The organism is Mesorhizobium sp. B2-4-15 (assembly GCF_006658505.1).
Classification (GTDB): domain Bacteria; phylum Pseudomonadota; class Alphaproteobacteria; order Rhizobiales; family Rhizobiaceae; genus Mesorhizobium.
This window is the reverse complement of the sequence record NZ_VFUZ01000005.1, coordinates 120,136-143,986: the sequence shown is the minus strand read 5'-3', so window position 1 is coordinate 143,986 and position 23,851 is coordinate 120,136. Positions and strand designations below refer to the sequence as shown.

The 23,851-nt window shown below is 63.5% G+C and carries 21 protein-coding genes; 11 read left to right on the top strand and 10 right to left on the bottom strand.

Annotated elements, in window-relative coordinates; genetic code table 11:
• Positions 1-77 precede the first annotated feature (77 nt).
• The 3 genes from FJ930_RS08460 (at position 78) to FJ930_RS08450 (ending at position 3,618) form a co-directional block, all read left to right on the top strand.
• Complete coding sequence (locus tag FJ930_RS08460) at positions 78-2,393, top strand: EAL domain-containing protein (protein WP_141836745.1); 2,316 nt, start codon at positions 78-80, stop codon at positions 2,391-2,393.
• Between the two features lie 146 nt (positions 2,394-2,539).
• Positions 2,540-3,310 carry a hypothetical protein gene (locus FJ930_RS08455; protein ID WP_141836744.1) on the top strand — a complete coding sequence of 257 codons (771 nt, stop codon included), beginning with the start codon at positions 2,540-2,542 and terminating at the stop codon, positions 3,308-3,310.
• A gap of 158 nt (positions 3,311-3,468) precedes the next feature.
• The gene (locus FJ930_RS08450) at positions 3,469-3,618 is read left to right on the top strand and encodes a DUF3096 domain-containing protein (protein ID WP_140606758.1); all 150 of its coding nucleotides are present in this window, start codon (positions 3,469-3,471) and stop codon (positions 3,616-3,618) included.
• 9 nt (positions 3,619-3,627) lie between these two features.
• Here the strand turns inward: FJ930_RS08450 and FJ930_RS08445 are convergent, their stop codons facing one another.
• Complete coding sequence (locus tag FJ930_RS08445; RefSeq protein WP_141836743.1) at positions 3,628-4,443, bottom strand: alpha/beta hydrolase; 816 nt, start codon at positions 4,441-4,443, stop codon at positions 3,628-3,630.
• Positions 4,444-4,706: 263 nt separating this feature from the next.
• Between FJ930_RS08445 and FJ930_RS08440 the strand changes: the two genes are divergently transcribed.
• The 4 genes from FJ930_RS08440 to FJ930_RS08425 all read left to right on the top strand — a co-directional run bounded on the left by FJ930_RS08440 (position 4,707) and on the right by FJ930_RS08425 (position 8,125).
• Positions 4,707-4,931 carry an aa3-type cytochrome c oxidase subunit IV gene (locus FJ930_RS08440; protein WP_140606760.1) on the top strand — a complete coding sequence of 75 codons (225 nt, stop codon included), beginning with the start codon at positions 4,707-4,709 and terminating at the stop codon, positions 4,929-4,931.
• An 86-nt stretch (positions 4,932-5,017) separates the two neighbouring features.
• Positions 5,018-6,301: a Re/Si-specific NAD(P)(+) transhydrogenase subunit alpha gene (locus FJ930_RS08435; protein ID WP_141836742.1), complete on the top strand. Its 1,284-nt coding sequence runs from the start codon at positions 5,018-5,020 to the stop codon at positions 6,299-6,301.
• On the top strand, positions 6,298-6,726 hold the full coding sequence (locus FJ930_RS08430; protein WP_171026131.1) for a proton-translocating transhydrogenase family protein: 429 nt from the start codon (positions 6,298-6,300) through the stop codon (positions 6,724-6,726). The genes FJ930_RS08435 and FJ930_RS08430 overlap by 4 nt, the downstream gene beginning before the upstream one ends.
• Before the next feature lies 1 nt (position 6,727).
• On the top strand, positions 6,728-8,125 hold the full coding sequence (locus tag FJ930_RS08425) for an NAD(P)(+) transhydrogenase (Re/Si-specific) subunit beta (protein ID WP_141836740.1): 1,398 nt from the start codon (positions 6,728-6,730) through the stop codon (positions 8,123-8,125).
• A gap of 91 nt (positions 8,126-8,216) precedes the next feature.
• Here FJ930_RS08425 and FJ930_RS08420 read toward each other — a convergent pair whose 3' ends face one another.
• From FJ930_RS08420 to FJ930_RS08410, 3 genes are all read right to left on the bottom strand, one after another.
• The gene (locus FJ930_RS08420) at positions 8,217-9,134 is read right to left on the bottom strand and encodes a hypothetical protein (RefSeq protein WP_141836738.1); all 918 of its coding nucleotides are present in this window, start codon (positions 9,132-9,134) and stop codon (positions 8,217-8,219) included.
• Positions 9,135-9,364: 230 nt separating this feature from the next.
• A complete protein-coding gene (gene gyrB / locus FJ930_RS08415) occupies positions 9,365-11,836 on the bottom strand; it encodes a DNA topoisomerase (ATP-hydrolyzing) subunit B (protein WP_141836736.1) in 2,472 nt (823 codons plus the stop codon).
• 255 nt (positions 11,837-12,091) lie between these two features.
• On the bottom strand, positions 12,092-12,661 hold the full coding sequence (locus FJ930_RS08410; protein ID WP_141836734.1) for an NADPH-dependent FMN reductase: 570 nt from the start codon (positions 12,659-12,661) through the stop codon (positions 12,092-12,094).
• A 208-nt stretch (positions 12,662-12,869) separates the two neighbouring features.
• On the opposite strand from FJ930_RS08410, the gene FJ930_RS08405 reads away from it, so the two are divergent.
• Positions 12,870-14,243, top strand: coding sequence for a cytochrome P450 (locus tag FJ930_RS08405; protein WP_141836732.1), 1,374 nt, complete (start codon positions 12,870-12,872; stop codon positions 14,241-14,243).
• Positions 14,244-14,278: 35 nt separating this feature from the next.
• Here FJ930_RS08405 and FJ930_RS08400 read toward each other — a convergent pair whose 3' ends face one another.
• The 6 genes from FJ930_RS08400 to FJ930_RS08375 all read right to left on the bottom strand — a co-directional run bounded on the left by FJ930_RS08400 (position 14,279) and on the right by FJ930_RS08375 (position 20,343).
• The gene (locus FJ930_RS08400; protein ID WP_141836730.1) at positions 14,279-15,256 is read right to left on the bottom strand and encodes a complex I NDUFA9 subunit family protein; all 978 of its coding nucleotides are present in this window, start codon (positions 15,254-15,256) and stop codon (positions 14,279-14,281) included.
• A 645-nt stretch (positions 15,257-15,901) separates the two neighbouring features.
• Positions 15,902-16,903, bottom strand: a complete 1,002-nt coding sequence (locus tag FJ930_RS08395) for an Ldh family oxidoreductase (RefSeq protein ID WP_141836729.1) — start codon at positions 16,901-16,903, stop codon at positions 15,902-15,904.
• 93 nt (positions 16,904-16,996) lie between these two features.
• The gene (locus FJ930_RS08390; RefSeq protein ID WP_141836728.1) at positions 16,997-17,806 is read right to left on the bottom strand and encodes an ABC transporter permease; all 810 of its coding nucleotides are present in this window, start codon (positions 17,804-17,806) and stop codon (positions 16,997-16,999) included.
• Positions 17,806-18,471 (bottom strand): ABC transporter permease, encoded by a 666-nt coding sequence (locus tag FJ930_RS08385; RefSeq protein ID WP_140606851.1) that lies wholly within the window; start codon positions 18,469-18,471, stop codon positions 17,806-17,808. Before FJ930_RS08385 ends, FJ930_RS08390 begins: the two co-directional genes overlap by 1 nt.
• Before the next feature lie 204 nt (positions 18,472-18,675).
• Positions 18,676-19,473, bottom strand: a complete 798-nt coding sequence (locus FJ930_RS08380; RefSeq protein ID WP_141836726.1) for a transporter substrate-binding domain-containing protein — start codon at positions 19,471-19,473, stop codon at positions 18,676-18,678.
• 54 nt (positions 19,474-19,527) lie between these two features.
• Positions 19,528-20,343 carry an ABC transporter ATP-binding protein gene (locus FJ930_RS08375; protein ID WP_141836724.1) on the bottom strand — a complete coding sequence of 272 codons (816 nt, stop codon included), beginning with the start codon at positions 20,341-20,343 and terminating at the stop codon, positions 19,528-19,530.
• A 210-nt stretch (positions 20,344-20,553) separates the two neighbouring features.
• Here FJ930_RS08375 and FJ930_RS08370 point away from each other — a divergent pair, with 210 nt between their 5' ends.
• The 3 genes from FJ930_RS08370 to FJ930_RS08360 are packed head-to-tail and all read left to right on the top strand — an operon-like array spanning position 20,554 to position 23,647.
• Positions 20,554-21,426: a dimethylarginine dimethylaminohydrolase family protein gene (locus tag FJ930_RS08370; RefSeq protein WP_141836722.1), complete on the top strand. Its 873-nt coding sequence runs from the start codon at positions 20,554-20,556 to the stop codon at positions 21,424-21,426.
• A complete protein-coding gene (locus FJ930_RS08365) occupies positions 21,423-22,070 on the top strand; it encodes a TetR family transcriptional regulator C-terminal domain-containing protein (protein ID WP_181763316.1) in 648 nt (215 codons plus the stop codon). Before FJ930_RS08370 ends, FJ930_RS08365 begins: the two co-directional genes overlap by 4 nt.
• Entirely contained in the window at positions 22,067-23,647 is a 1,581-nt protein-coding gene (locus FJ930_RS08360) for a 5-guanidino-2-oxopentanoate decarboxylase (RefSeq protein WP_141836718.1), read from the top strand. Before FJ930_RS08365 ends, FJ930_RS08360 begins: the two co-directional genes overlap by 4 nt.
• Positions 23,648-23,851: the final 204 nt, after the last annotated feature.

Genomic DNA, 23,851 nt, shown 5'->3' with positions numbered 1-23,851 from the left:
AAAATCAGGCGTTTCAGCCCAGGCTAAAGGTTTTTTAATGGGACTATGCCAAGGCTGGGGCTCATTGGGCGCCAGTAATGGGCAAAACAAAAACCGATAACATCCCAGTGGATGTCTATATCCAGTTTGTGCGCTCGTTGTTCGACAACGCGCATATGCTGGTCATCGGCGCGCTTTGCCACGCTGTAATCAGCCTCATGGTCTACTGGCGCAACGGCCAGCCTATTTTCCTGGCTCTGGCCGGGGCGCTGCTCGGCATCGGCGTCTGGCGCTACTTCAGCCTGCGGCGGTTCCATCGCTCGGGCGGCGAGATGCGCGACGCGGCCGAAGCAACGAAGTGGGAGCGCGAATACATCCTGAAGGGCAGCCTTCAAGGGTCGTTGCTGGGGTTGTTTTGCTTCATTTCCATCTATGTCTACTCGGACTCCTATGCCGAGATCGGGGCGCTGTCGGTAACGCTGGCCTCCCTGGTGACCGTGGTCGGCCGAAACTACGGCTCGCCTCGCATGGTCATGATCTTCGCGGTCACCTTCGTCGGGCCGATCGCCGCGGCGCTCATTCTCCGGTTCGACATCCCCCACGTCGTGCTTGGCCTGCTGATCATCCCCTTCATGTTCATCATCAAGGGCAGCGCCGACCACGTCCGCAACGTGTTGTTTTCGGCCGTCGTCGGACACAAGCAGGCGCGGCAGATCGCGCAGCGCTTCAACCGCGCCCTCAACACCATGTCGCATGGCCTGGTCATGCTCGGGCCCGACGGCAAGGTGGTCGTCGGCAACGCCGAGGCCGCCCGTCTGATGTCGCTCAAATCGCCGGACCAATTGCTGGGACGGTCGATTCATTCACTGCTGCTGCGCGGCGTTGCCGGCGGCATGCTGGCGCCGAAGGACTGCCGCTATGTCGAGGCGCAGCTGACGCGTGCCCTGCGCGAGGGCCGCGACCGCAAGGTGCTGGTTTCCTTTTCCAATGGTCAGCACTTCGAGTTCTCTGCCCGCGAAGGCAACCAGGAATTGGGCGTCATCACCTTTGAAGACGTCACGGCGCGTGTCGAGGCGGAGGACAAGATCCGTTTCATGGCGCGCTACGACAACCTCACCGGCCTGCCAAACCGCGCCTATTTCCACGAGCTGGTCGGTGAATCGATGGCCTCCGGCGAACGTGATCGCCTGTGCGGCCTGGCCGTGGTCGACCTTGACGATTTCAAGAGCGTCAACGACACCCTCGGCCATCCCGTCGGCGATGGCCTGATCTATGCCGTCGCCGAGCGGCTCGCGGCCATCGCCGGGCGCGGCATCACCGTCAGCCGTTTCGGCGGTGACGAATTCATGATGTTCTTCGATCGTATCGAGGACGAAAGCCACCTGGCCAGCCTGCTCGACCAGATTTTCGCCGACCTGCAGGGCGAGGTCGACGTTGCGGGCCATGGGTTGCGGATCCAGGCCAGCGCCGGCGCGGTGCTGTCCAAAGTCGAAGAAACCGATGTCGATGCCATGATCGTCAAGGCGGACTTGGCGCTTTACAAGGCCAAGGAGCTCGGCAAGAACGGCTGGCGGCTGTTCGAGGCCGCCATGGATGCCGCATTCCGCAACCGTCAGCTGATGAAGGCGGATTTGCGCACCGCCGTGGAAAGCAAGGGCCTGCGGGTCGTCTATCAGCCGATCGTGGCGATGAACACCATGCGCATCGCCAGCTGCGAGGCGCTGTGCCGCTGGGACCATCCCGATCTTGGGCCGATTTCGCCCGGCGTCTTCATTCCGCTGGCCGAGGAGATGGGCATCATCTCCGAGATCAGCACCTTCGTACTCCAGGCGGCCTGCGCCGAATGCGCCAAATGGCCCGACCAGACCAGCGTCTCGGTCAACCTTTCCGCCAGGGATTTCCGCAACGGCGACGTCATCCGCAAGGTCCGCGATGCGCTTGACGCTTCCGGGCTCGCCGCCGGCCGGCTCGAAATCGAAGTCACCGAAACCGCCCTGCTCGACGACAAGTCCCAGACGCGGCAATATATCGAGGAACTGAAACACCTCGGCGTGCGCATCGCCCTCGACGATTTCGGCACCGGCTATTCAAGCCTGAGCTACCTCCACAAGCTGCCCCTCGACAAGATCAAGATCGACCGCTCGTTCGTGATGGACGTCACCCAGAATCCACGCTCGCTCGAGCTGTTGAAGGGCGTCGTCAACCTGACCCGTATCCTGGGCCTCACGGTCACCATCGAAGGCGTGGAGACGTTCGAGCAGCTCAAGATCCTGCTGCATTCGGTGAAGCCGGATCTTGTTCAGGGCTTCCTGTTCGGCGCGGCGCTCAGCGCGTCGGGCATCGAAACCATGTCCAATGCGACCTGGCCCTTTGCCGCGGAATTGCAGCCGGCTGCAAAGCGCGCCGCCACCTGAAATCCAGCCATCGAGCTCAGCTTCTCCCCGTAGGTGCAATTTACCATTTGTTAACGTTAATTTAGGGTAAACGAAAACGCTCGGAATTTTGCTTCTGGTTTCCACTGTGCTTCGCTATTGTCGTTGTGCGGCAGTGCGAGGACAAAATGGAAAACAAGTTGTTGGGTACACCCGTTGCGGCGGCTACGGGCAGGGACAAGAATCGCCCCTCGGTGTTCTCAGACCACATCATGGATGTTCTGGAGCATGTGGAGTATCGCCTTTGCGATGGTGCCGAGGATCTTGAGGCGATCTACAGGCTTCGCTACAACTCCTACATTCACGCCGGCATGGTGAAGCCGGATGCCTCCCGCATGGTGAAAGACGACTTCGACGACCTGCCCAATTCCTATCGCTTTGGCGTTTTCTTCGATGGCGCGCTCGTCAGCACCATCAGAATCCACTACGCCAGCGCAAGATATCCTGTCTCGCCCAGCACCGATGTTTTTGGCGACGTGCTGGCGCGGCGCCTGGCGGCTGGCGAGACTTTCGTCGACCCGAGCCGGTTCGCCGCCGATCTTGAGTGGTCCAGCAGTCTGCGCGTGCTGCCGTATGTCACCCTCAGGCTGGCGGTGGTTGCCTGCAGCCATTTCAAGCCGACCTATTGCCTGACGGCGATCAAGGAAGAGCATTCCGCCTTCTATCATCGCATCTTCCGGTCGGAGCAAGCGGTGCCTCCGCGAAATTATCCCGGACTTACCGTGCCCGTGCATCTGTTCCAGTCGAAATGCTCCGAGAACATGCAGGCGACGCTGGATCGCTTTCCATTCTTCAACTCCACGGCATTCGAGCAACGCATGCTGTTCCAACGTCCCAAGAGAGGCGAATTGGCGCCGCTGACCATCTTGCCCACCGCCAAGTATTTCGAAGCAGCCTGATGCGGTCTTCGGGCCGCTTGCCTCCCCCATCTCGCCGGCCCGGACCAGGCCGCTTTTTGGGCAGTATGGATCGCGATGGAGCTTTCCAGGCCTGATAGCGTTGTAGGTGGCGGCACCACCGCAAGTTGGGGGCCATCGCCTCAGGAAAGGACCAGGACATGCATATTTCCCAGCTCGCGCTTACGCCGCTTATCTCGCTGATCGCCGGCGTGCTGATCCTCATCATGCCACGGCTGTTGAACTACATCGTCGCGCTCTACCTGATCGTCGTTGGATTGCTCGGGCTTTTCCCGCACCTTGCCAGCTGAAGCAAGCTGTCAGCCGGCGAAGAAGCGCCGGGCTGCGCCGACGATCGCCTCTGGTGCGTCTTCCTGCATGAGATGGCCGGAGCCTGGAACAAGCGTCAACGTGCAATCCGGCAGCATGGCCGCGAGCTTCGCGCCGCTATCCGGTGATATCCAGCGGTCTTCCTCTCCCCACAGCAAGCTCACCGGGCAGCGGAACTTCTGGTAAAGCGGTTCGACCTCGTCGGTGAAGCGCTGGTCCATCTGCGCGATCTGACGATAGAAGGCCGGCTGGCCAGTCGGGCCTCTCCACGGTGCGATGTAGGGTTCCAGGTCAAGGTCCGGCAAAGGCCTGGCCGCGGCGCCCGAAACATACGCTTTCAGGATCGCCACCTGTATGTAGTCCGGCACTCCGGCGAAGGCGGCCTCATGCTGCCGGACATGCTGGACAAAGGGCGAGCCCCAGGGCCGCACCGCCACCGGGTCGATCAGCAGCAGTCTGTCATAGTCGCGGCCGTCGATCAGATGCGCGCGCAACGCCGTGGCGCCGCCGAAATCATGGGCGATGATTTTGGGCCGGTCGAGCCTCCAGAAGTCCAGCATCGCCGTCAGCGCTTTGTTCTGGATGCCCAGCGAAACATCCTGGCCTTCCCGTTTCTCGGATCGCCCATATCCGGGAAGATCGTAGAAATACAGCGTATGGCCGCGCGCCAGTTCGGGTGCGATGCGATGCCAGACATGCGAGGAGAACGGCGTACCGTGCACGAGCACGATCGGAGGACCAGAGCCGGCTGTCCCCCACGCGATGGTCGCGCCGTTCCAGTCAAATGTCTGTCTGGGCGTGATCATGGCGCTTCAACCTGGGGGTGTTCATCCGGCGACGATAATCCCTCGCGACGCCGTCAGAAACCGCCAAATTCTCACAGCTGGTTCAACGGGATTCACACATGATGCTGATGACCGGTGACGGCAGAGCGCCCAGGCAACGGATCGGCCGGCGATCTTCAACTTTCCCTTGAGGCAGTTATCGGCCCCAATGCGGCAATAGCGCCATTGCTCTCCGCCCGGCTTTTCGCTATGTGCCTGAAAGATGTCTTCGAAGGGGTATTCCTATGGCTGATCACACGCCGACCGGTCCTGTAGAGCTGGGCGCGAAGATGGACTATGCCGAGCATGACCGCACCTATGCGGGCTTTCTCATGCTGGCCAAATACGGATCGCTTTTCTGCCTTGGCCTTCTCATCGCGATGGCTTTCGGCTTCTTCGCGGGCGGCTTCTTCTCGGCGACCATCCTGTTCATCCTGATCATGGCCGTCGGCGCCTTCATTCTGCGGTAGACTTTCCAAAACCCTCTTGCCTTAACGTCGCCGGACGCGCCGGCCGACAGCTTGCGCAGACAGGTTCCAGCCGAAAGGATCATGCGGTGGGACAGACGGTTTTCATCCCTCGTGAGCTCGATGCGAACGAGCCGCGTGTCGCGGCCTCGCCCGATACGGTGAAACGGCTTGCGGGGCTGGGCTTCGATGTGGTTGTCGAAACCGGCGCCGGTACCAGGTCGCGCATCCCCGACGAAGAGTTTGCCAAGGCAGGGGCTGCCATCGGCAAGGCCGAGGATGTCGTCAGGGCCGATGTCGTGCTGAAGGTTCGCCGGCCGACGGATGCCGAGCTGAAGAGCTACAAATCCGGCGCCGCCGTCATCGCCATCATGGATCCCTACGGCAATGATGCCGCTGTCGCCGCCCTGGCCAAGGCCGGCGTCACAGCCTTCTCGATGGAGTTCATGCCGCGCATCACCCGGGCGCAATCGATGGACGTTTTGTCCTCGCAGGCCAATCTTGCCGGCTACCAGGCGGTGATCGACGGCGCCTCGGAATATGATCGTGCCTTGCCGATGATGATGACGGCGGCAGGCACGGTGCCGGCGGCCAAAGTCTTCATCATGGGTGTCGGCGTCGCCGGCCTGCAGGCGATCGCCACGGCGCGCCGCCTGGGTGCGGTCGTCACCGCCACCGATGTGCGCCCCGCCGCCAAGGAACAGGTCGCCTCGCTCGGCGCAAAATTCCTGGCCGTCGAGGATGACGAGTTCAAGGCCGCCGAAACCGCCGGCGGCTATGCCAAGGAAATGTCCAAGGAATACCAGGCCAAGCAGGCCGCGCTCACCGCCGAGCACATCGCCAAGCAGGACATCGTCATCACCACGGCGCTCATCCCCGGCCGGCCGGCGCCCAAGCTGGTGTCGGCGGCGATGGTCGCCTCGATGAAGCCGGGCTCGGTGCTCGTCGATCTCGCCGTCGAGCGCGGCGGCAATGTCGAGGGCGCCGAAGCCGGCAAGGTGGTGACCACGGCCAATGGGGTCAAGATCGTTGGACACCTCAATGTGCCCGGCCGCGTCGCCGCCTCCGCCTCGCTGCTTTATGCCAGGAACCTGTTCGCCTTTCTCGAGACGCTGGTCGACAAGACGAGCAAGACGCTCGCCATCAGGCGCGACGATGAACTGGTCAAGGCAACGATGCTGACCGATGGCGGCAAGGTCGTCCATGCGGCCTTCGCCAAGGCCGACCAGCAGCCTTATGTCGAGCCGGCCGCGATCCCCGCCACAACCATGGTCGCCGACGCTTCGGCATCGCCGAAAAAGTCCGCACCCAGGAAAACCGCCGCATCCAAGTCGCCCGCGTCCAAGTCGCCCAAGTCGAAAGGCACAGCGTGATGGATCAGACCCTGCAGAAAGCCCTCGACCAGCTCGACCAGGCAAGCGCCGCCGTCCGGCTGGCGGTGCAGAACCTGGCAAACGCTCCAGGCGGCGCCGATGCGGCGGGCAATGCCGCGCATGCGCTCTCCGGCGGCGCGATCGATCCCTTCGTCTTCCGCTTCGCCATCTTCGTGCTGGCGATCTTCGTCGGCTACTACGTCGTCTGGTCGGTGACGCCGGCGCTGCACACGCCGCTGATGGCCGTCACCAACGCCATCTCGTCGGTCATTGTCGTCGGCGCGCTGCTCGCTGTCGGCATCGCCGCTTCCGGCGTTGCCGCCGGTTTCGGCTTCGTCGCGCTGATGCTGGTCTCGGTCAACATCTTCGGCGGCTTCCTCGTCACCCAGCGCATGCTGGCCATGTACAAGAAGAAGGACAAGTGACGTGACCGTCAATCTCGCTTCCTTCCTCTATCTGGTCTCGGGCATCCTGTTCATTCTGGCGCTGCGCGGCCTGTCGCACCCGACCACCAGCCGCCAGGGCAATCTCTACGGCATGATCGGCATGGGCATCGCCCTCGCCACCACGCTGGCGCTGGCAACCCCTTCCGCCGGCCGCTTCGGCCTCATCGTGCTCGGCCTCGCCATTGGCGGCGGTGTCGGCGCCGTTACCGCGCGCCGCATCGCCATGACCTCGATGCCGCAGTTGGTCGCTGCCTTCCACTCGCTCGTCGGCCTCGCCGCCGTCATGGTGGCGGCCGCGGCGATCTATGCACCGGAAAGCTTTGGCATCGGCACGGCAGGCGACATCCATGCCCAGGCGCTGGTCGAGATGAGCCTGGGTGTGGCTATCGGCGCCATCACCTTCACGGGCTCGGTCATCGCCTTCCTCAAGCTCGATGGCCGCATGTCCGGCAAGCCGATCATGATCGGCGGCCGCCATTTCATCAACGCCGCACTCGGCATAGCGCTGGTCGTGCTGATCGTGCTTCTGGTCACCACGGAATCGAAGCTGGTCTTCTGGCTGATCGTCGCCGCCTCGCTGGTACTGGGCGTGCTGCTGATCATCCCGATCGGCGGCGCCGACATGCCCGTCGTCGTGTCGATGCTGAATTCTTACTCGGGCTGGGCCGCTGCGGCGCTCGGCTTTACGCTGGGCAATCTGGCGCTGATCATCACCGGCGCGCTGGTCGGTTCGTCCGGCGCGATCCTGTCCTACATCATGTGCAAGGGCATGAACCGGTCCTTCATCTCGGTCATCCTCGGCGGCTTCGGCGGCGAAACGGCGGCGGCAGCTGACGACGGCATCGAGCGCACGGTCAAGCAGGGCTCGGCCGACGACGCCGCCTACCTGATGATGAACGCCCAGAAGGTGATCATCGTGCCCGGCTATGGCATGGCGGTCGCGCAGGCGCAGCACGCGCTGCGTGAAATGGCCGACAAGCTCAAGGCCAATGGCGTCGACGTCAAATACGCCATCCACCCGGTCGCCGGCCGCATGCCCGGCCATATGAACGTGCTGCTCGCCGAGGCCAACGTGCCTTACGACGAGGTGTTCGAGTTGGAGGATATCAACTCCGAATTCGCGCAGGCCGACGTCGCCTATGTCATCGGCGCCAACGACGTCACCAATCCGTCCGCGCGCGACGACAAGTCGTCGCCGATCTACGGCATGCCCATCCTCGACGTTGACAAGGCGCGCACCTGCCTGTTCGTCAAGCGGTCGCTCGGCTCCGGCTATGCCGGCATCGACAACACGCTGTTCTACAAGGACGGCACCATGATGCTGCTCGGCGACGCCAAGAAGATGACCGAGGAAATCGTCAAGGCCATGGATCACTGATCTCAGGCGACCGGCGAAAGGCACAAAGCATAGGTACGGAAAGCCCGGCTCGACGCCGGGCTTCCTCTTGTCTTGGGTTGAGAACGGACGCTCAGCGGCTGGTCAGGAAAACCGCTTCCTCCTCGTCGCGCTGCCTGCCGCCCAAAGCCGCCGCAGCGCTGGCGATGAAGGCGCCGACAACCAGCGACAACGCTCCCAGCAGCGCGAAGGTGGCACTTGCCTTCCTGGCGGTGTCCGCCGCCTGCTTGGCCTTGACCTTAGCGTCCTGGGCCTTCGCCAGGATCGCATCGACCCTTGCCTTGGCGTCGGCCTCGGACAGGCCGGTGCGGGCCGCGACCAGCTGCGACAGATAGGTCTTGTCGTCGGCCGAAATTTCGCCCGCCGCGGCGCTGGCGATCAGGATGCGCGACGCCTGCGATGCGGCGGCCGCGTCGTTCTGTGGATTGGCGGCGGCGAGCTTGCTCGGATCGGCCGGGCGGAACAGCGAATCCACGAAATAGGAGGTCGCATTGTCGGCGGATGCCGAGCCGGCATTGCCGGCGGCTCCGGCCGATGCACCCATCGCAGCACCCGATACCACCGTTGACGCTGCCTGCACGCCCGAGCCCAGCATCGATGTCAGCGCCGAGCCAAGCACCCCGACGACGAGCAGCGTTGCCAGTGCCCAGGCCAGGAATCCATGTGCGGTGTCACGAAAGAACACCTCGTCCGTGTGGATATCGACCCATTTGGTGCGCATCCGTCCCGCGAGATAGCCGCCGACGCCCGATGACAGCCATTGCACCACAACCAGCCAGACCGCGGTCGAGACCGCGAAAGTGGTGATCGAGGCGCCTGAGCCAGACCAGGGCGAAACCATGGTCAGCCCTAGCCCGGAGCCGAGCAGCATCAATATGAAGCTCAACGTCGACGCCGCGAAAGCCCCGGCGATGATCGGACCCCAGCTGATCGCCGAGGCGGAGGATTCGGTCGAAACGGGAACATCGACAGCCGACAGGGTGGACTGCATGACGGCCTCCTATCGCGCGAACAGCATGATGAGGATGATGATCGGGATAGGAACCCCAAGCAACCAGAGCAGAATGCCGCGACCCATGAATGCCTCCTGAGAAATCGTGATCGATGGTGTCACAATGTCCCGGATGGTCTTCCGTTCCAGTGGCTTATGAAATGTTTGGTTGGCGTCCGAAAGAAGATCGGCGCACCTGGTGCGCCGGTCTTAAAAGACAAGGATAGATCCTAGATATCCAGATTGGCCACCGACAGCGCGTTGTCCTGGATGAATTCACGTCTAGGCTCGACTTCATCGCCCATCAGCCGGGAGAACAGGCTGTCGGCGTCCGTCGCGTCGTTGACCTTGACCTGCAGCAGCGAGCGAACGTTCGGGTCGAGCGTGGTCTCCCAGAGCTGCTCGGCGTTCATCTCGCCGAGACCCTTGTAGCGCTGCATGGTCAGTCCCTTGCGGCCTGTCGCAAAGACGGCGTTGAGCAGCGCCAGCGGTCCCGAAACGGTTTCGGCGACATCCTTGCGGCGCAGCACCGGCGGCGTCCCATAGACTTCGCTGAGACGCTGCGCGTAGCGGTCGAGCTGGCGGGCGTCGGCCGAATTGATCAGCGCCATGTCGAGATGGGCGTATTCCTTGACGCTGCGCACCGTGCGTTCGAACACATAGCCGCCGCTGCCCTCATTGGAGGTCGACATGCGGCCGGTCCAGCCGCGCTCCGTGTCCTCGGCGATGATGTCGAGACGTTGTGCGATCCGCTCCGCCATGGCGTTGGCGCGGGCAAGGTCATTGAAGATTTCGGGGTTGAGCCCGCCGGCGATCGCCGCCTGCTCGACGACGTTGCGGTTGTAGCGCGTGTGCAGGCCGTTGATGAGCTGGCGCACTGCCAGCGCGTCGTCGACGGCACCATGCAGATCCTGCCCGATCCGCACCTCGCCCGAGCCGAGCGTAAGCGAGGCCTCCTCCAAGCCTGAATCGATCAGGAATTCCTCGAAGGCGCTCTCATTCTTGATGTATTGCGAGCTCTTGCCGCGCGTCACCTTGTAGAGCGGCGGCTGGGCGATGTAGAGATGGCCGCGCTCGATCAGCTCCGGCATCTGCCGGAAGAAGAAGGTGAGCAGCAAGGTCCTGATATGGGCGCCGTCGACGTCGGCGTCGGTCATCAGGATGATCTTGTGATAGCGCAGCTTGTCGGCGTTGAACTCGTCCTTGCCGATCGAGGTGCCGAGCGCGGTGATCAGCGTGCCGATCATGTCGGAGCTCAGCATCCGATCGAAGCGCGCGCGCTCGACGTTGAGGATCTTGCCGCGCAGGGGCAGGATGGCCTGGTTCTGGCGCGAGCGGCCGCCCTTGGCCGAGCCGCCCGCCGAGTCACCCTCGACGATGAAGATTTCCGATTTTGCCGGGTCGCGCTCCTGGCAGTCGGCCAGCTTGCCGGGCAGGGAGGTGACGCCCAGCGAGGTCTTGCGGGTGATGTCGCGGGCCTTGCGCGCGGCTTCGCGCGCCGCCGCGGCCTGGATCACCTTCTCGACCACCACCTTGCCCTCGGTCGGATGCTCCTCCAGCCAGGTGCCCAGCGCCTCGTTGACCAGTCCTTCGACCACCGGGCGGACTTCCGAGGAAACCAGCTTGTCCTTGGTCTGCGAGGAGAATTTCGGATCGGGAACCTTGACCGACAGCACGGCCGTCAAGCCTTCGCGGCAATCGTCGCCGGTCAACGAGACCTTTTCCTTCTTGGTCAGGCCCGAGGATTCGCCATAACCGGTGATCTGACGGGTCAGCGCGCCACGGAAGCCGGCGAGATGGGTGCCGCCGTCGCGCTGCGGGATGTTGTTGGTGAAGGCCAGCACGTTCTCGTGGTAGCTGTCGTTCCACCACATCGCCACTTCGACGGTGATGCCGTCGCGCTCGGCCCGGATGGCGATCGGCTTCTCGATCAGCGGCTTCTTGACCCGGTCGAGATATTTGACGAACTCTTCGAGGCCACCATCATAGTGCAGTTCATGGCGCACGACGTCGGCATGGCGGGCATCGGTCAGAACGATGCGCACGCCCGAATTGAGGAAGGCGAGCTCACGCAGCCGATGCTCCAGCGTGCCAAAGTCGAACTCGACCATGGTGAAGGTCTCGGCCGACGGAAAGAACGTGATCTCGCTGCCGCTGCGGCCCTCATTGGTGCCTGGGCGCTTGTCCTGCTCGTAGCTGCCGGTCGCCTTCAGTGGCGCGTCGGCGTTGCCATGCGTGAAGCTCATCTCGTAGATCTGGCCGTTGCGGCGGATCTTGAGCTTCAGCCAGGCCGACAGCGCGTTGACCACCGAGACGCCGACGCCGTGCAGGCCGCCCGACACCTTGTAGGAGTTCTGGTCGAATTTGCCGCCGGCATGCAGCTGCGTCATGATTACTTCGGCCGCCGAAATGCCCTCGCTGGGATGGATATCGGTGGGAATGCCGCGGCCATTGTCGATGACGGTGACCGAACCATCCGGATTGAGCGTCACCGAAACGAGGTCGGCATGGCCGGCCAGCGCCTCGTCGATGGCGTTGTCCACCACCTCATAGACCATGTGGTGCAGGCCCGAACCGTCGTCCGTGTCGCCAATATACATGCCGGGACGTTTGCGAACGGCGTCCAAGCCCTTCAAAACCTTGATGGAATCGGCGCCGTATTCGGCTTCAGCGCCGTTGGCGTTCTCAGTTTGATCGCTCATGAAAACCTGTTGTCTAGAGGCCGCTAGCGCAACGCGAAAAATCGCCCCCGAATCGCGCGTCTGATATAGCCTAGATATAGGCGCTAAAGGCGGTTTTTCCAAGGTTTGCGGGCATTTCCCCGGGGATGAGCCGGCTGTGCTGGGCCGGCTCCCGCTGGGCTCTATTTCGCCTTGGCCACACGGTCGCCGAGAAACGTGATCATGAACTTCCAGCGCGGCGCCAGCCGCCCGGCCCGGCCGAGCTCCAGCGTCAGGTCAGCCGGCGCGCATCGGTTGCAACGCCTCGCTCCAGCGCAGCAGCTCGTCCAGCATCGTCCTGGCGCCGCCAGCCACCTGTTCACTGGCGTTGAAGGCGCCGTTCTCATCAAGCAATTTCTGGTACATCGGCAGCGCGACGCCTTCCGGGATCGGCATGATGCCCACCGAGGTCAGCAGCGGCTTCAGGGCCTGCGCCGCGCGCAGACCGCCGGAGACGCCGCCATAGCTGAAAATGGCGGCAGGCTTGTATTTCCATTCACGCGCCAGGTAGTCGATCGCGTTGACGATCGCGGGTGCCGCGAAATAATTGTATTCCGGCGCCACGAAGACAAAGGCGTCGGCGGCGTCGATCGCCTTCGACCAGGCCTTGGTGTGGTCGTTCTGGTAGTTGCCAAGCCTCGGATGATGCGGCTCATCCAGCACCGGCAGCTTGAACGCGGCAATGTCGGTCAGTACTGGCGCGAATTTCCCGTGCTCGCGCGCGAATCTCTCCAGCCACTCGGCAAAAACCGGGCCGGCACGACCGGGTCTCGTGCTGCCGATGACGATGTTCAACTGGTGCTTCAAGGCGGGCTCCTTAGTTTGGCGGTATTGGTGGCTGTCCCTACGGCACAGCATTCCGGCGGACAAGGTAGGACCTTTGGCGGAATGGTCACGATCGGATGAACGGACTGTCTGCCTTCGCGTCTCCTGCTGCCGCGGTTCGGTCTGCCGTTCAGTCACATGGACGCCCGGATTGCCAGTCACTACATTAACGGCGATAGCGGAGCCTTTCATGGACACTCAGCCCGCCCCCTTCGTTCCTCCCGCGCCAAAGCCGCGCACGTCGCCGCCTTCGACGCTGGAGTTGATCCGCATCGTCTACCGCAATCCGCTCGAACTGTGGGGCGAGCCGACCTACAACGAACCGTGGATTTCGGTGAACGGCGTCGGCGGGCCGCTGGTCATTGCCAACGATCCCGGTCTCATCCGCCACGTGCTGGTCGACAATGCCAAGAACTACAGGATGGCCACGGTGCGCCAGAAGATCCTGCGGCCGATCCTGCGTGATGGCCTGCTGACCGCCGAGGGCGAGGTCTGGAGGCGGTCACGCAAGGCGATGGCGCCCGTGTTCACGCCACGCCACATCTTCGGCTTCGCTCAGCCGATGCTCAAGCGTACGCTGGAGTTCGTCACGCGCTACGAAGCGGGCGGCACGTCCGATATCGCCCATGACATGACGCTGCTCACCTATGACATCCTGGCCGAGACGCTGTTCTCAGGCGAGATATCAGGAGAGCCGGGCAGTTTTGCCAATGAGATCGACCGCCTGTTCGAGACCATGGGACGCGTCGACCCCCTCGACCTGCTGCGCGCGCCCGACTGGCTGCCTCGGCTGACCCGCATCCGCGGCCGCAAGACCATGGCCTATTTCCGCAAGATCGTCACCGACACGGTCAAGATGCGCGAAGAGAAGGTCAGGCGCGATCCCGATGCCGCGCCGCAGGATTTCCTGACTCTGCTGCTCAAGGCCGAGGGCCCGGAGGGGCTGACGCGCTCGGAAGTCGAGGACAACATCATCACCTTCATCGGTGCCGGCCATGAGACGACCGCGCGCGCTCTTGGCTGGACGCTTTATTGCCTTGCCCAATCGCCTTGGGAGCGCGACCGGGTCGAGCAGGAGATCGACCAGGTGCTGGCGCGCGAATCCGATCCGACGAAGTGGCTCGACGCCATGCCGTTGACACGCGCCGCCTTCGACGAGGCACTCAGGCTCTATCCGCCGGCGCCCTCCATCAACCGCGAGCCGATCGTGCCGGAGATGTGGAACGATCTTTACATCCCCAAATATGCGGCCGTGCTGGTCATGCCCTGGGTCGTCCATCGTCACAGGAAGCTGTGGGACCGGCCCGATGCCTTCCTGCCCGAGCGCTTCCACCCGGGAAACCGTGAAAAGATCGATCGCTTCCAGTATCTGCCGTTTGGCGCGGGGCCGCGCGTCTGTATCGGCGCCAGTTTCGCCATGCAGGAGGCGATCATCGCGCTCGCCATCCTTTTGTCACGCTTCCGCTTCGATGCCACGGCTGAGACCAAGCCCTGGCCGGTGCAGAAGCTGACGACGCAACCGCAAGGCGGCTTGCCCATGCAGGTCACAGCTCGCCATCATTGAGAGGCCGTCATTGAGAGGTAGGACCTCTCAGGAAATTATACGGCGGGCCTGCGTTGCTGGAACTGGCCGGCGGCGCGGAAGCGCCAGAGATAGCTCGGCAGGATCGTCGCGATCGATTGCGGCTGGATGCCAAGTCCCGCCAATGTCCGATTGGCCTTGGCCGCGGTTTCCGAAACGACGTTGTGCTCGCGCAACTGCATCACCTGGTCCTTGGTCAGCAGCGGGTTGGGCAAGAGCCCGAGGATCGAAGCCTGGATGTTGGCCACCCACCACGGCACCGGCACCAGCAGGCGCCTGCGCTCGATCACGCTGAGCAGCTCCTGCATGCACTCCTTGAAGGTGAGCACATTGGGGCCGCCAAGCTCGTAGATATGGCCGCCATCGACCTTGCCGTCGACCGAGCGCGCCACCGCTTCGGCGACGTCGCCGACATAGACCGGCTGGAACTTGGTCCGGCCACCGCCGATCAGCGGCAGCACCGGCGAATAGCGCGCCATGCCGGCGAAGCGGTTGAAGAAACTGTCTTCCGGCCCGAAATTGATCGACGGCCGGAAGATCACGGCGTCGTTGATTGTCTCCAGCACGGCCTTCTCGCCAAGTGCCTTGGTGCGCGCGTAGTTCGATTCGGAGTTCGCATCGGCCCCAAGCGCCGAAATATGGGTGAACCCGGCGCCAACGGAGCGCGCGGCCTCGGCAATGGCGCGGGCGCCGAACTCATGCACGGCGGAGAATTTCTGCCGGCCGCTTTCATGCAGGATGGCGACGAGATTAACGACATGGTCGGCACCTTGCACGGCGCGGTCGACCGACCAGCGCACGCGCACATTGGCCTGCACCGGCTGGATCTGGCCGACATTGCCGAGCGGCTGCAGGTGGCCGGCAAGATCTGGCCGCCGGCAGGCGACCCGGATACGATAGCCGCGCTTGGCCAGCGCCCGCACGACATGGCGGCCGACAAAGCCTGACCCGCCGAAGACGACGACGAGCTTTGGGGTCTGCAGGATTTCTGTCATGGTGGGCTCCGGCGCATTTTTCCAGATGGCTTGGCTGAAGCCGTTTCATAGTCCGTTTTGCGCCAAAGGCAAAGGGCGACGCGTCGTCGCTGTCCCCCTTGTTTTTCGAGCAGTTCCAGGAACGCAGAAAACCCCGCCGAAGCGGGGTTTTCCGGGTGACGTCCGCGCCGAAAACAGGGTCCAACGAGGCGGCCTGACCTGAGACGGCATCAAGACGGCGTGAAGCAAGCACGCCCGCCCCAGCCCTGGACACATTCGACCTGAAGGCACCGGCCGGGCAAACCCGACCCGGACAGGCATGTGTCGCCGCGACAGTCGGAAAGGTTCAGCGGTGCGGAAAAAACCGCACACCATCGGCAGTTGGCTTTCTGGTTCAATGACTACGACACGGTCACGCCAGCCGCCGCGCGTCCGAGCGCCTGCGGGGCTGGCCAAAGCTTCTCGGGAAAGCCCGGCGCATGCGCCCGACATCGCCGAAGCCGCTTTCCTCCGCGATGAGATCGGGTGGCGCGTGGCTGGTCTCTGGCTCGATACGGCGCGCGCACGGCCGACTTTGTCGCCATGCAGTTCGAATATCCTTGGACGGCCAGGCGAAGGCACCGTCGCAAAGGCACAGCACCGGTCCGGGCATTCGTTCGCTGGAATTCAGGCCGAATAGCGCTCGGCGAATTCGGAAATGCGCTGCACCACCGCCTTGGGCGCGGTGATGCCGCGTGCCTGTGCCTTCTCGGCCGCCTCGGCCCGGGCCCGCCCCGGCACATGCACGCCGTAGCGGCGGCGAAGACGGTCGAGTTGGCCCTTCATCCGCTGTTCGAAATCCGGATCGAGCAGCTTCGGCTCGACGGCAAGCACGAACAGGCCGGTTCCGGGACTGTCCGGGCCGCCGCTGAACCATGGCGCGTCGAGCGACCAGTTGGCCCCCGACAGGCCGGCCGCCAGCACTTCGACCATCAGCGCGATGTTGGCGCCGCGCTGGCCGCCGAAGGCCAGCATGGCGCCCTTCATGGCGGCCGCCGGATCGGTGGTCGGGTTGCCGCTGGCGTCCAGCGCCCAGCCTTCAGGGATTTTCTTGCCGTCTTCGGCCGCCTTGCGGATGTTGACGAAGGCGGTGGCGCTCGACGACTGGTCGATGACCAGCGGCGCGCCATCGGCGGCGGGCGCGGCAAACGACATCGGATTGGTGCAATAGACTGGTTTGACCGAGCCGGAACCAGCAAGCACGGCCGGGCCGTTGGTGGCCGCGAACGATACCAGTCCCTGTGCGGCCAGCCGGCCGGTGAAGTAGCCGAGCGCGCCGCATGTATAGGCGTTCTTCTGCGAAAAGATGGCGACACCGAACAGTCGTGCCGCCTTGGCAAGATCGTCGATCGTGCGGTCGAAGCCCGTATGCGCCAATCCGCCACGCGCGTCGGACAGATAAACGGCCAGCGCCGGCCTGGTGATGACCGGATCGGCATTGCCGTCGATGCGGCCGGCCTCGAGCGCTTCGAGATAGTCGATGAAATGCGTCAGGCCGACGTTGGCAAGTCCTTCCGCCTCGGCAGCGACGATGGACGCCGCGAGCGATTGCGCGGCTTCTTCGTTGGCGCCGGCGCCGAGCGCCGCCATCCGGCACAATCCTGTTGCCTGGTCGAGACTGAGTTGCATCGTCGTTGCCTCTGGTGAGTGGTGCTTAGGGATAGTCAGTAGCCGGTAGTCGGTAGCGGAGCCAGCTACTCACTACCGACCACCCCCTAACACCTATCCGATCTTGTTCGGAATCCGCGCCTCGATCTTGCCGAAGGTGAAGACGAGAATGCCGGTGATCGTCATGTAGATCAACGCCAGGAGAAGCAAGGGTTCATAGGTGAGATACGTGTCCTGCCGCACCTTCGACGAGACGGCGAATATGTCGATCACGCTGATGGTCGCAACCAGCGGCGTCGACTTCAACTGCAGCACGGTTTCGCCGGTCAGCGTCGGCAGCGCCCGGTAGAAGGCCTGTGGCAGCCAGATGCGCCGGAAGATCTTCCAGCGGCTCATGCCGAACGCGCGGGCGGCTTCCAGCTGGCCCTTGGGCACCCCGGCAAAGGCACCGCGCATCACTTCGCCCTCATAACCGGCGAAGGATAGGGTCAACGCCAGCACGCCATACGGCCATGCCTGCCTGAGATAAGGCCACATCCAGGACTCGCGAATCCACGGATATTGCGGAAACAGCGAGCCTAATCCGTAGTAGAGCAGCCACAATTGCAGAAGCAGCGGCGTGCCACGAATGATGGTGCAGAAGACCTTGGCGGGTGCCGAGAACCAGAACGAACCGGCGGCCTGTGCCAGCCCGACCGGTACGGCGATCAGAAAGCCGAGCGCGCAGGTAAGGGCCAGGATCCACAGCGAGCGCCAGATGCCGAGTAAGCCCATTTCATAATATTGCGGCAACCAGTCCCAGCGCATGAAGAAGACAGCCGACAGCACCAGCCCCAGCGCGACCAGGATCAGCACGATGCGATGCGGCTGCAGCCACAGCGATGTGCGCGCCACCATATTGATGACGGTCGCTTCGCTGGCCATCAGCGCGCGTCCTTGACCGAAGGCATGCCACGCCTCGACCAGGCCTCGAGGCGGCCTAGCATCAGGTTCGAGAACAGCGATACCGCCAGATAGAGCACACCCGCCGCGAGATAGAATATCAGATAAGCCTTGGTCACGCCCGCCGCCTGCCGCGTCGCCAGTGTCAGCTCGAAGAAGCCGACGACGGCCAGCAGGGCGGTATCCTTGGTGGCGATCAGCCACAGATTGGCAAGGCCGGGTATGGCGAAAGGCAGCATCGCCGGCAATGTGATGCGCCGCAGCAGAAGACCGGGGGACATGCCATAGGCGCGCGCGGCTTCGATCTGACCCTGCGGAATGGCGAGGATGGCGCCGCGCATCACCTCGGTCGAATAGGCGCCCTGGACGAAGCCGAGCACGGCGATGCCGGCCACCAGTCCGCTGATGTCTATCCGCTGATAGCCCATCGCCGTCAGCACCTGGTTTATCAGGTCGGTGCCGGCGTAGTAGAGCAGCAGGATCAGCACCAGTTCGGGCACGGCGCGCACGATGGTCGTATAGACGGCCAGCAGATCGCGCACCACCGGGCCGCCGTAGAGCTTGCCATAGGCGCCACAGATGCCGATCAAAAGTCCAACGCAAGTGGCCCCGACGGCGATCTCGAGCGAATGCAGCAGCCCGAGCATGAGGGTCCCGCCCCAGCCGACGGGCGCGGGCGAGAGGAGTTCGATGATACCGGCCGCCGAGGCCGAAAGAAACGCGTCGATCAGCTTCGCCCCCGGAGTGCTGGCTCTATCCGCCGGCGCCAGCGGCCGGCGGCATGCATGCGTGGGAAAGGTAGGGCGGAGGGCATGGCTCTTCGGTCATGCCCTCCGCTCGTGCGAGGGTCTTTAGTTCGACTGTGGCGAGCCGCCGTAAATGTCGAAATTGAAGTATTTCTTCGAGATTTCGTCATACTTGCCGTTGCTGCGGATGGCCTTGATGCCGGCGTTGATCTTTTCCTTCAGGTCGGTGTCTTCCTTGCGCACGCCCGCGCCGACGCCTGGTCCGAGCACTTCATCGTCCGGAGCCACCATGCCCTTCAGGTCGCAGCAGGCCTTGCCCTGGTCGGATTTGAGGAATTCGCCGAGCGCAATGGAATCGGCCTGCACCGCGTCGAGGCGGCCCGCGGCAAGGTCATTGTTGGCTTCGTCCTGGGTCTGGTATTCCTTGATCTCGGAAGCCGTGCCGCCGAAGTGCTTCTTGGCGTAGACGGCGTGCACGGTCGACACCTGGACGCCGAGCACCTTGCCCTTGAGGTCGTCCGGCGTGGCGCCGAATTTCTGGTCTTTCGGTCCGATGATCGCCGTCGGCGTGTTGTAATACTTGTCCGAGAAGTCGATGGTCTTCTTGCGTTCGCCGGTGATCGACATCGACGAGACGATGAGGTCGATCTTCTTGGTCGTCAGCGCCGGGATGATACCGTCCCAGGCGACAGGCGTGATGACGCAGTCGAGCTTTTCCTCGGCGCATACGGCGTCGATGAAGTCGATCTCCCAGCCCACCCATTTGCCCGAGGCATCAGGCGAGGTGAAGGGCGGATAGGGCTCCGCGGCGACGCCGATCTTGACCGGATCGGCCTTGGCCACGCCCATGGCGGCGACGCCGAGCAGCAGCGCAGCGGCGAATGTCTTCAGAACAGTCTTCATTTTTACAACTCCCAGTTTGTTGTTGGTTCCCGGTTTTCTTCCGTCCCGGCTTTCCTAGCCGATGTTGCGGATGAACTGCTTGAGCCTTTCGGATTTCGGCGCGCCGAAGATCTGCTCCGGCGGGCCTTCTTCCTCGACCAGCCCGTTGTAGAGGTAGACGACGTGGGTCGCGACCTCGCGGGCGAACTTCATCTCGTGGGTGACCAGCACCATGGTGCGGCCTTCGCGCGCCAGGTCGCCGATAACCTTCAGCACCTCGCCGACCAGTTCCGGGTCGAGCGCCGAGGTCGGCTCGTCGAACAGCATGACGCGCGGATTGATGGCCAGAGCGCGGGCGATCGCGGCGCGCTGCTGCTGGCCGCCCGACAAATAGGCCGGATAGACGTCGCGCTTTTCGGCGAGCCCGACGCGCGCCAGCAGTTTTTCGGCCTGTGAGATCGCTTCGTCTCGCTTGACCCCCAGCACATGCACCGGAACCTCGATGACGTTCTCGATCAGCGTCATGTGGCTCCACAGATTGAAGTTCTGGAACACCATGCCGAGCTTGGAGCGGATGCGCTCGATCTGCTTGCGGTCGGCCGGAACGGTGTGGCCGTGGCTGTCCGCCTTCAGCTTGATCTCCTCGCCATTGACGCGAATGATGCCGCTGGTCGGGTTTTCCAGGCAGTTGATGCAGCGCAGCAGCGTCGATTTGCCGGAGCCGGAACCGCCGATGATGGCGATCACCTCGCCATCGCGTGCCGACAGCGACACGCCCTTCAGCACATGCAGTTCACCGAACTTCTTGTGCAGGTTCTCGACATGGATAGCTTCAGCGGCGCCATTAAGCACCTCGCCGGATGAGATTGCGGCAACTCTCACCGCGCTCACCGGGTGACCTTCATCTGGTCGACGGCAATTTGTCGAACGTCTACCCGGCTAATCAACATACGCTGTACTGCCCCGCTCTAGACCTCAGCATGGACCCAACAGCGCGAGCCCGTCAATCCCGCTCATTACGGCACTTGCGAGCTTGTTGTGCAAGTGTATAAATAGCGCTCCATGAAATTTTCTTCATTTTTTTCAGCTAAAAGGGCTTCGATGAACGCTTTCGGATCACAGTCCATGGCGGCGCCGCTGCGACGCGTTCTGATGCGGTCGGCGGCCAACGCCATGCGCAACGCCGACGGGGCTGCCTGGCACTATGGCCCGGGATTCAATCCGGCGAAAGCGGCATTGCAGCACGCCGTCCTTGCTGAACTGGTGGCGACTTCCGGCGCTGAAATCGAATGGATCGAGGACAAGGCCGATGGCCTTTCGGATTCGGTGTTCACGCACGACCCATCGCTGATGACCGACCGCGGCGCGCTTATTCTGTCCATGGGCAAGCCCTTGCGCGCCAGCGAGCCCTCGCTGCATGAGGAAACCTACGGAAGACTGGGCATTCCGATCCTCGGCCGCGTCGAGGCTCCCGGCCAGGTCGAAGGCGGTGATTGTGTATGGGTGGATGCTCGCACGCTGGCGATCGGGCGCGGTGTCCGCTCCAACCAGGAAGGCATCCAGCAGGTTTCCAACCTGCTGACGCCGCTGGGCATTTCAGTCTACGGCTTTGACCTGCCGCTGTGGCAAGGGGAAGAGGCGTGCCTGCATCTGATGTCGGTGATCAGCCCGCTGGCCGACGACCTCGCACTGGTCTATTCACCGCTTTTGCCGGCCACCTTCTATCAAATGCTGAAGGCGCGCGGCATCCGGCTGGTCGAGGGTGATGCCGGAGAGTTTGGCGCCTCCAACGGCCTCAGCCTGAACGTGCTGCCGACCAGCCCGCACAAGGTCATTGCCGTTGCAGGCTTTCCCAAGACCAAAGCCGCCATGGAGGCTGCCGGCTGCACCGTAGAAATCTTCGAGGCGGATGCACTCTGCATCGCCTGCGAAGGCGGGCCAACATGCCTGACGCGGCCGATCTTGCGCCAATGAATACGCCGTCCCGCCGCAAGTTCCGTCGCGAGGGCGAGGAGCGACGGCGGCAGGATTTGATCGAAGCGACCCTGAATAGCGTGGCGGAACACGGCTTGGAGGGCGCCACCTTGCGCACCATCGCATTGCGCGCCGGCGTCACCGCCGGGCTGATCCGGCACTATTTCCCCAGTAAGGAAGAATTGCTGCAGGAAGCCTATGCAGCGCTGATGGGCCGCATGACCGAGCAGGCGAAAGCGGCGTTGGTCATGGAAGATGCCTCGCCGCGCAAACGCCTTGCGGCTTTCGTCACAGCCAACCTCAATGCGCCAATCATCGATGCGCGGGTGTTTTCGCTCTGGGCAACCTTCATCGGCCGCGCCGGTTCGGACCCGAGCCTGGCTCGCGCCCACCGCGAAGGTTACCTTGGCTTTCGCAACGAGGTGGAAGCCGTCGTGGCCGAGGTGCTCGCCGCCGAACAGCGCGAGCCGGACGCAAGCCAGCTGCGCCATCACGCCATTGCGATTAACGCGATCATCGACGGGCTCTGGGTGGAAGGCTGCCTGGCTGGCGAAATGTTCTCGCCTGGCGAATTGGCGACGATTGGCATCAAATCTATCGAGGCCGAGCTCGGCCTCGCGCCGGAAAGGGGAGAAAACCAATGACCACACTCGGCGAAGCCCTCATCACGCTGCTTGAAGCCCATGGCGTCGACACGGTCTTCGGCATTCCAGGCGTCCACACGGTCGAGCTCTACCGTGGGCTGGCGCGCTCGAAAATCCGCCATGTCACGCCGCGCCACGAACAGGGCGCCGGCTTCATGGCCGACGGCTATGCCCGCGCCAGCGGCAGGCCGGGTGTCGCCTTCGTCATCACCGGCCCGGGCTTGACCAACACCCTTACCGCCATGGGCCAGGCGCGCGCCGATTCGGTGCCGATGCTGGTCATCTCGGGTGTCAACGCCATGCCGACGCTGGGCAAGGGGCTTGGCTTCCTGCACGAACTGCCAGATCAGCGTGGCATGATGGAGAAGGTGGCGCTTTTGTCGCAGCGCATCACCGAGGCCAGCGAATTGCCGGGCGCGCTGGCCCAGGCCTTCGCCCTGTTTTCATCGTCGCGACCGGGCCCGGTGCATATCGAGATCCCGACCGATGTCATGGTCAAGCCGGTGGACGACATCGCGGCACTGCTGAGCAATGCGGCGCCGCCTGCTCCGGACGGCGAGGCAATTGCCAGCGCTGCCAAACTCATCGCCGCCGCGCGCCGCCCGCTGATCCTGGCCGGCGGCGGCGCCAAGCGGGCCGAGGCGGCGCTGCAACGCCTGGCCGAAAGACTCGGCGCGCCGGTGGTCGAGACCACGAATGCGCGTGGCCTGCTGCACCGCCACCCGCTCTGCGTGCCGGCAAGTCCCAGCCTGAAGGCGGTTCGTGCACTGATGGCCGAGGCCGATCTGGTGATTGCCGCCGGCACGGAGTTCGGCCCGACCGACTATGACGGCTATGGCGATGGCGGCTTTGTGCTGCCTTCCAATCTGATCCGCATCGACATCGGCGCCGACCAGCTCGCGCGGCGTCCGGTGACGGTCGCCATCCAGGCCGATTGTGCCGAGGCGATCGAGGCCCTGCTCACCGCGATCGGCGCAGATCATACCGCCGCGCCGGACGGCGAGGGGCGCGCAGCCGAGGCACGGAAGGGGGCTTTTGCCGAGCTGAGCCCCGCCTATGTGGCGCAGGTGCATGCCGTGGAAATGATCCGTGACGCCTTGCCGGGCGCGATCGTCGTCGGCGATTCGACGCAGCCGATCTATGCCGCCAACCTCTACTACGATCACGACCGGCCGGGCGGCTGGTTCAACGCCGCCACCGGCTTCGGCGCGCTTGGTTATGGCCCACCGGCGGCCATCGGTGCAGCCCTTGCCATGCCCGATGCACCAATTGTCTGCCTGACTGGCGACGGCGGGTTCCAGTTCACGCTGCCCGAACTTGGTGCGGCGCTCGACGCCCAGGCGCCGGTCATCTTCGTGGTCTGGAACAACAGAGGCTATCGCGAGATCGAGACCTCGATGCTCGATGTCGGCGTGGAACCCGTCGGCGTGTCGCCGGCGCCGCCGGATTTCTGCAAGCTGGCCGAGGCCTATGGCATCGGTGCCGAACGGCTGGGAAATATCGACGCCTTGCCGCAGGCGCTGAAGCACGCCCGGGCAACGGGACTGCCGCGCGTCATCGAAATCTCGGTCGACTGAGTGTCGGCTGCGTCAGCGTAGAAACAGAGAGCTGGAGCGGGTCAGCGATTCTAACAAATGCTGAACCGCTCTAAAGGCGTGTCTCAACCATCGGCCGGCCATGTCATTTTTCAAGGAACAGGCGTCCTTTCGCGATCCGCTGACATTTCCTCATCTCGCACCATTGCGTTGGGCGGCATCCTCGCCTGAGCTGCCTTGGCCCGT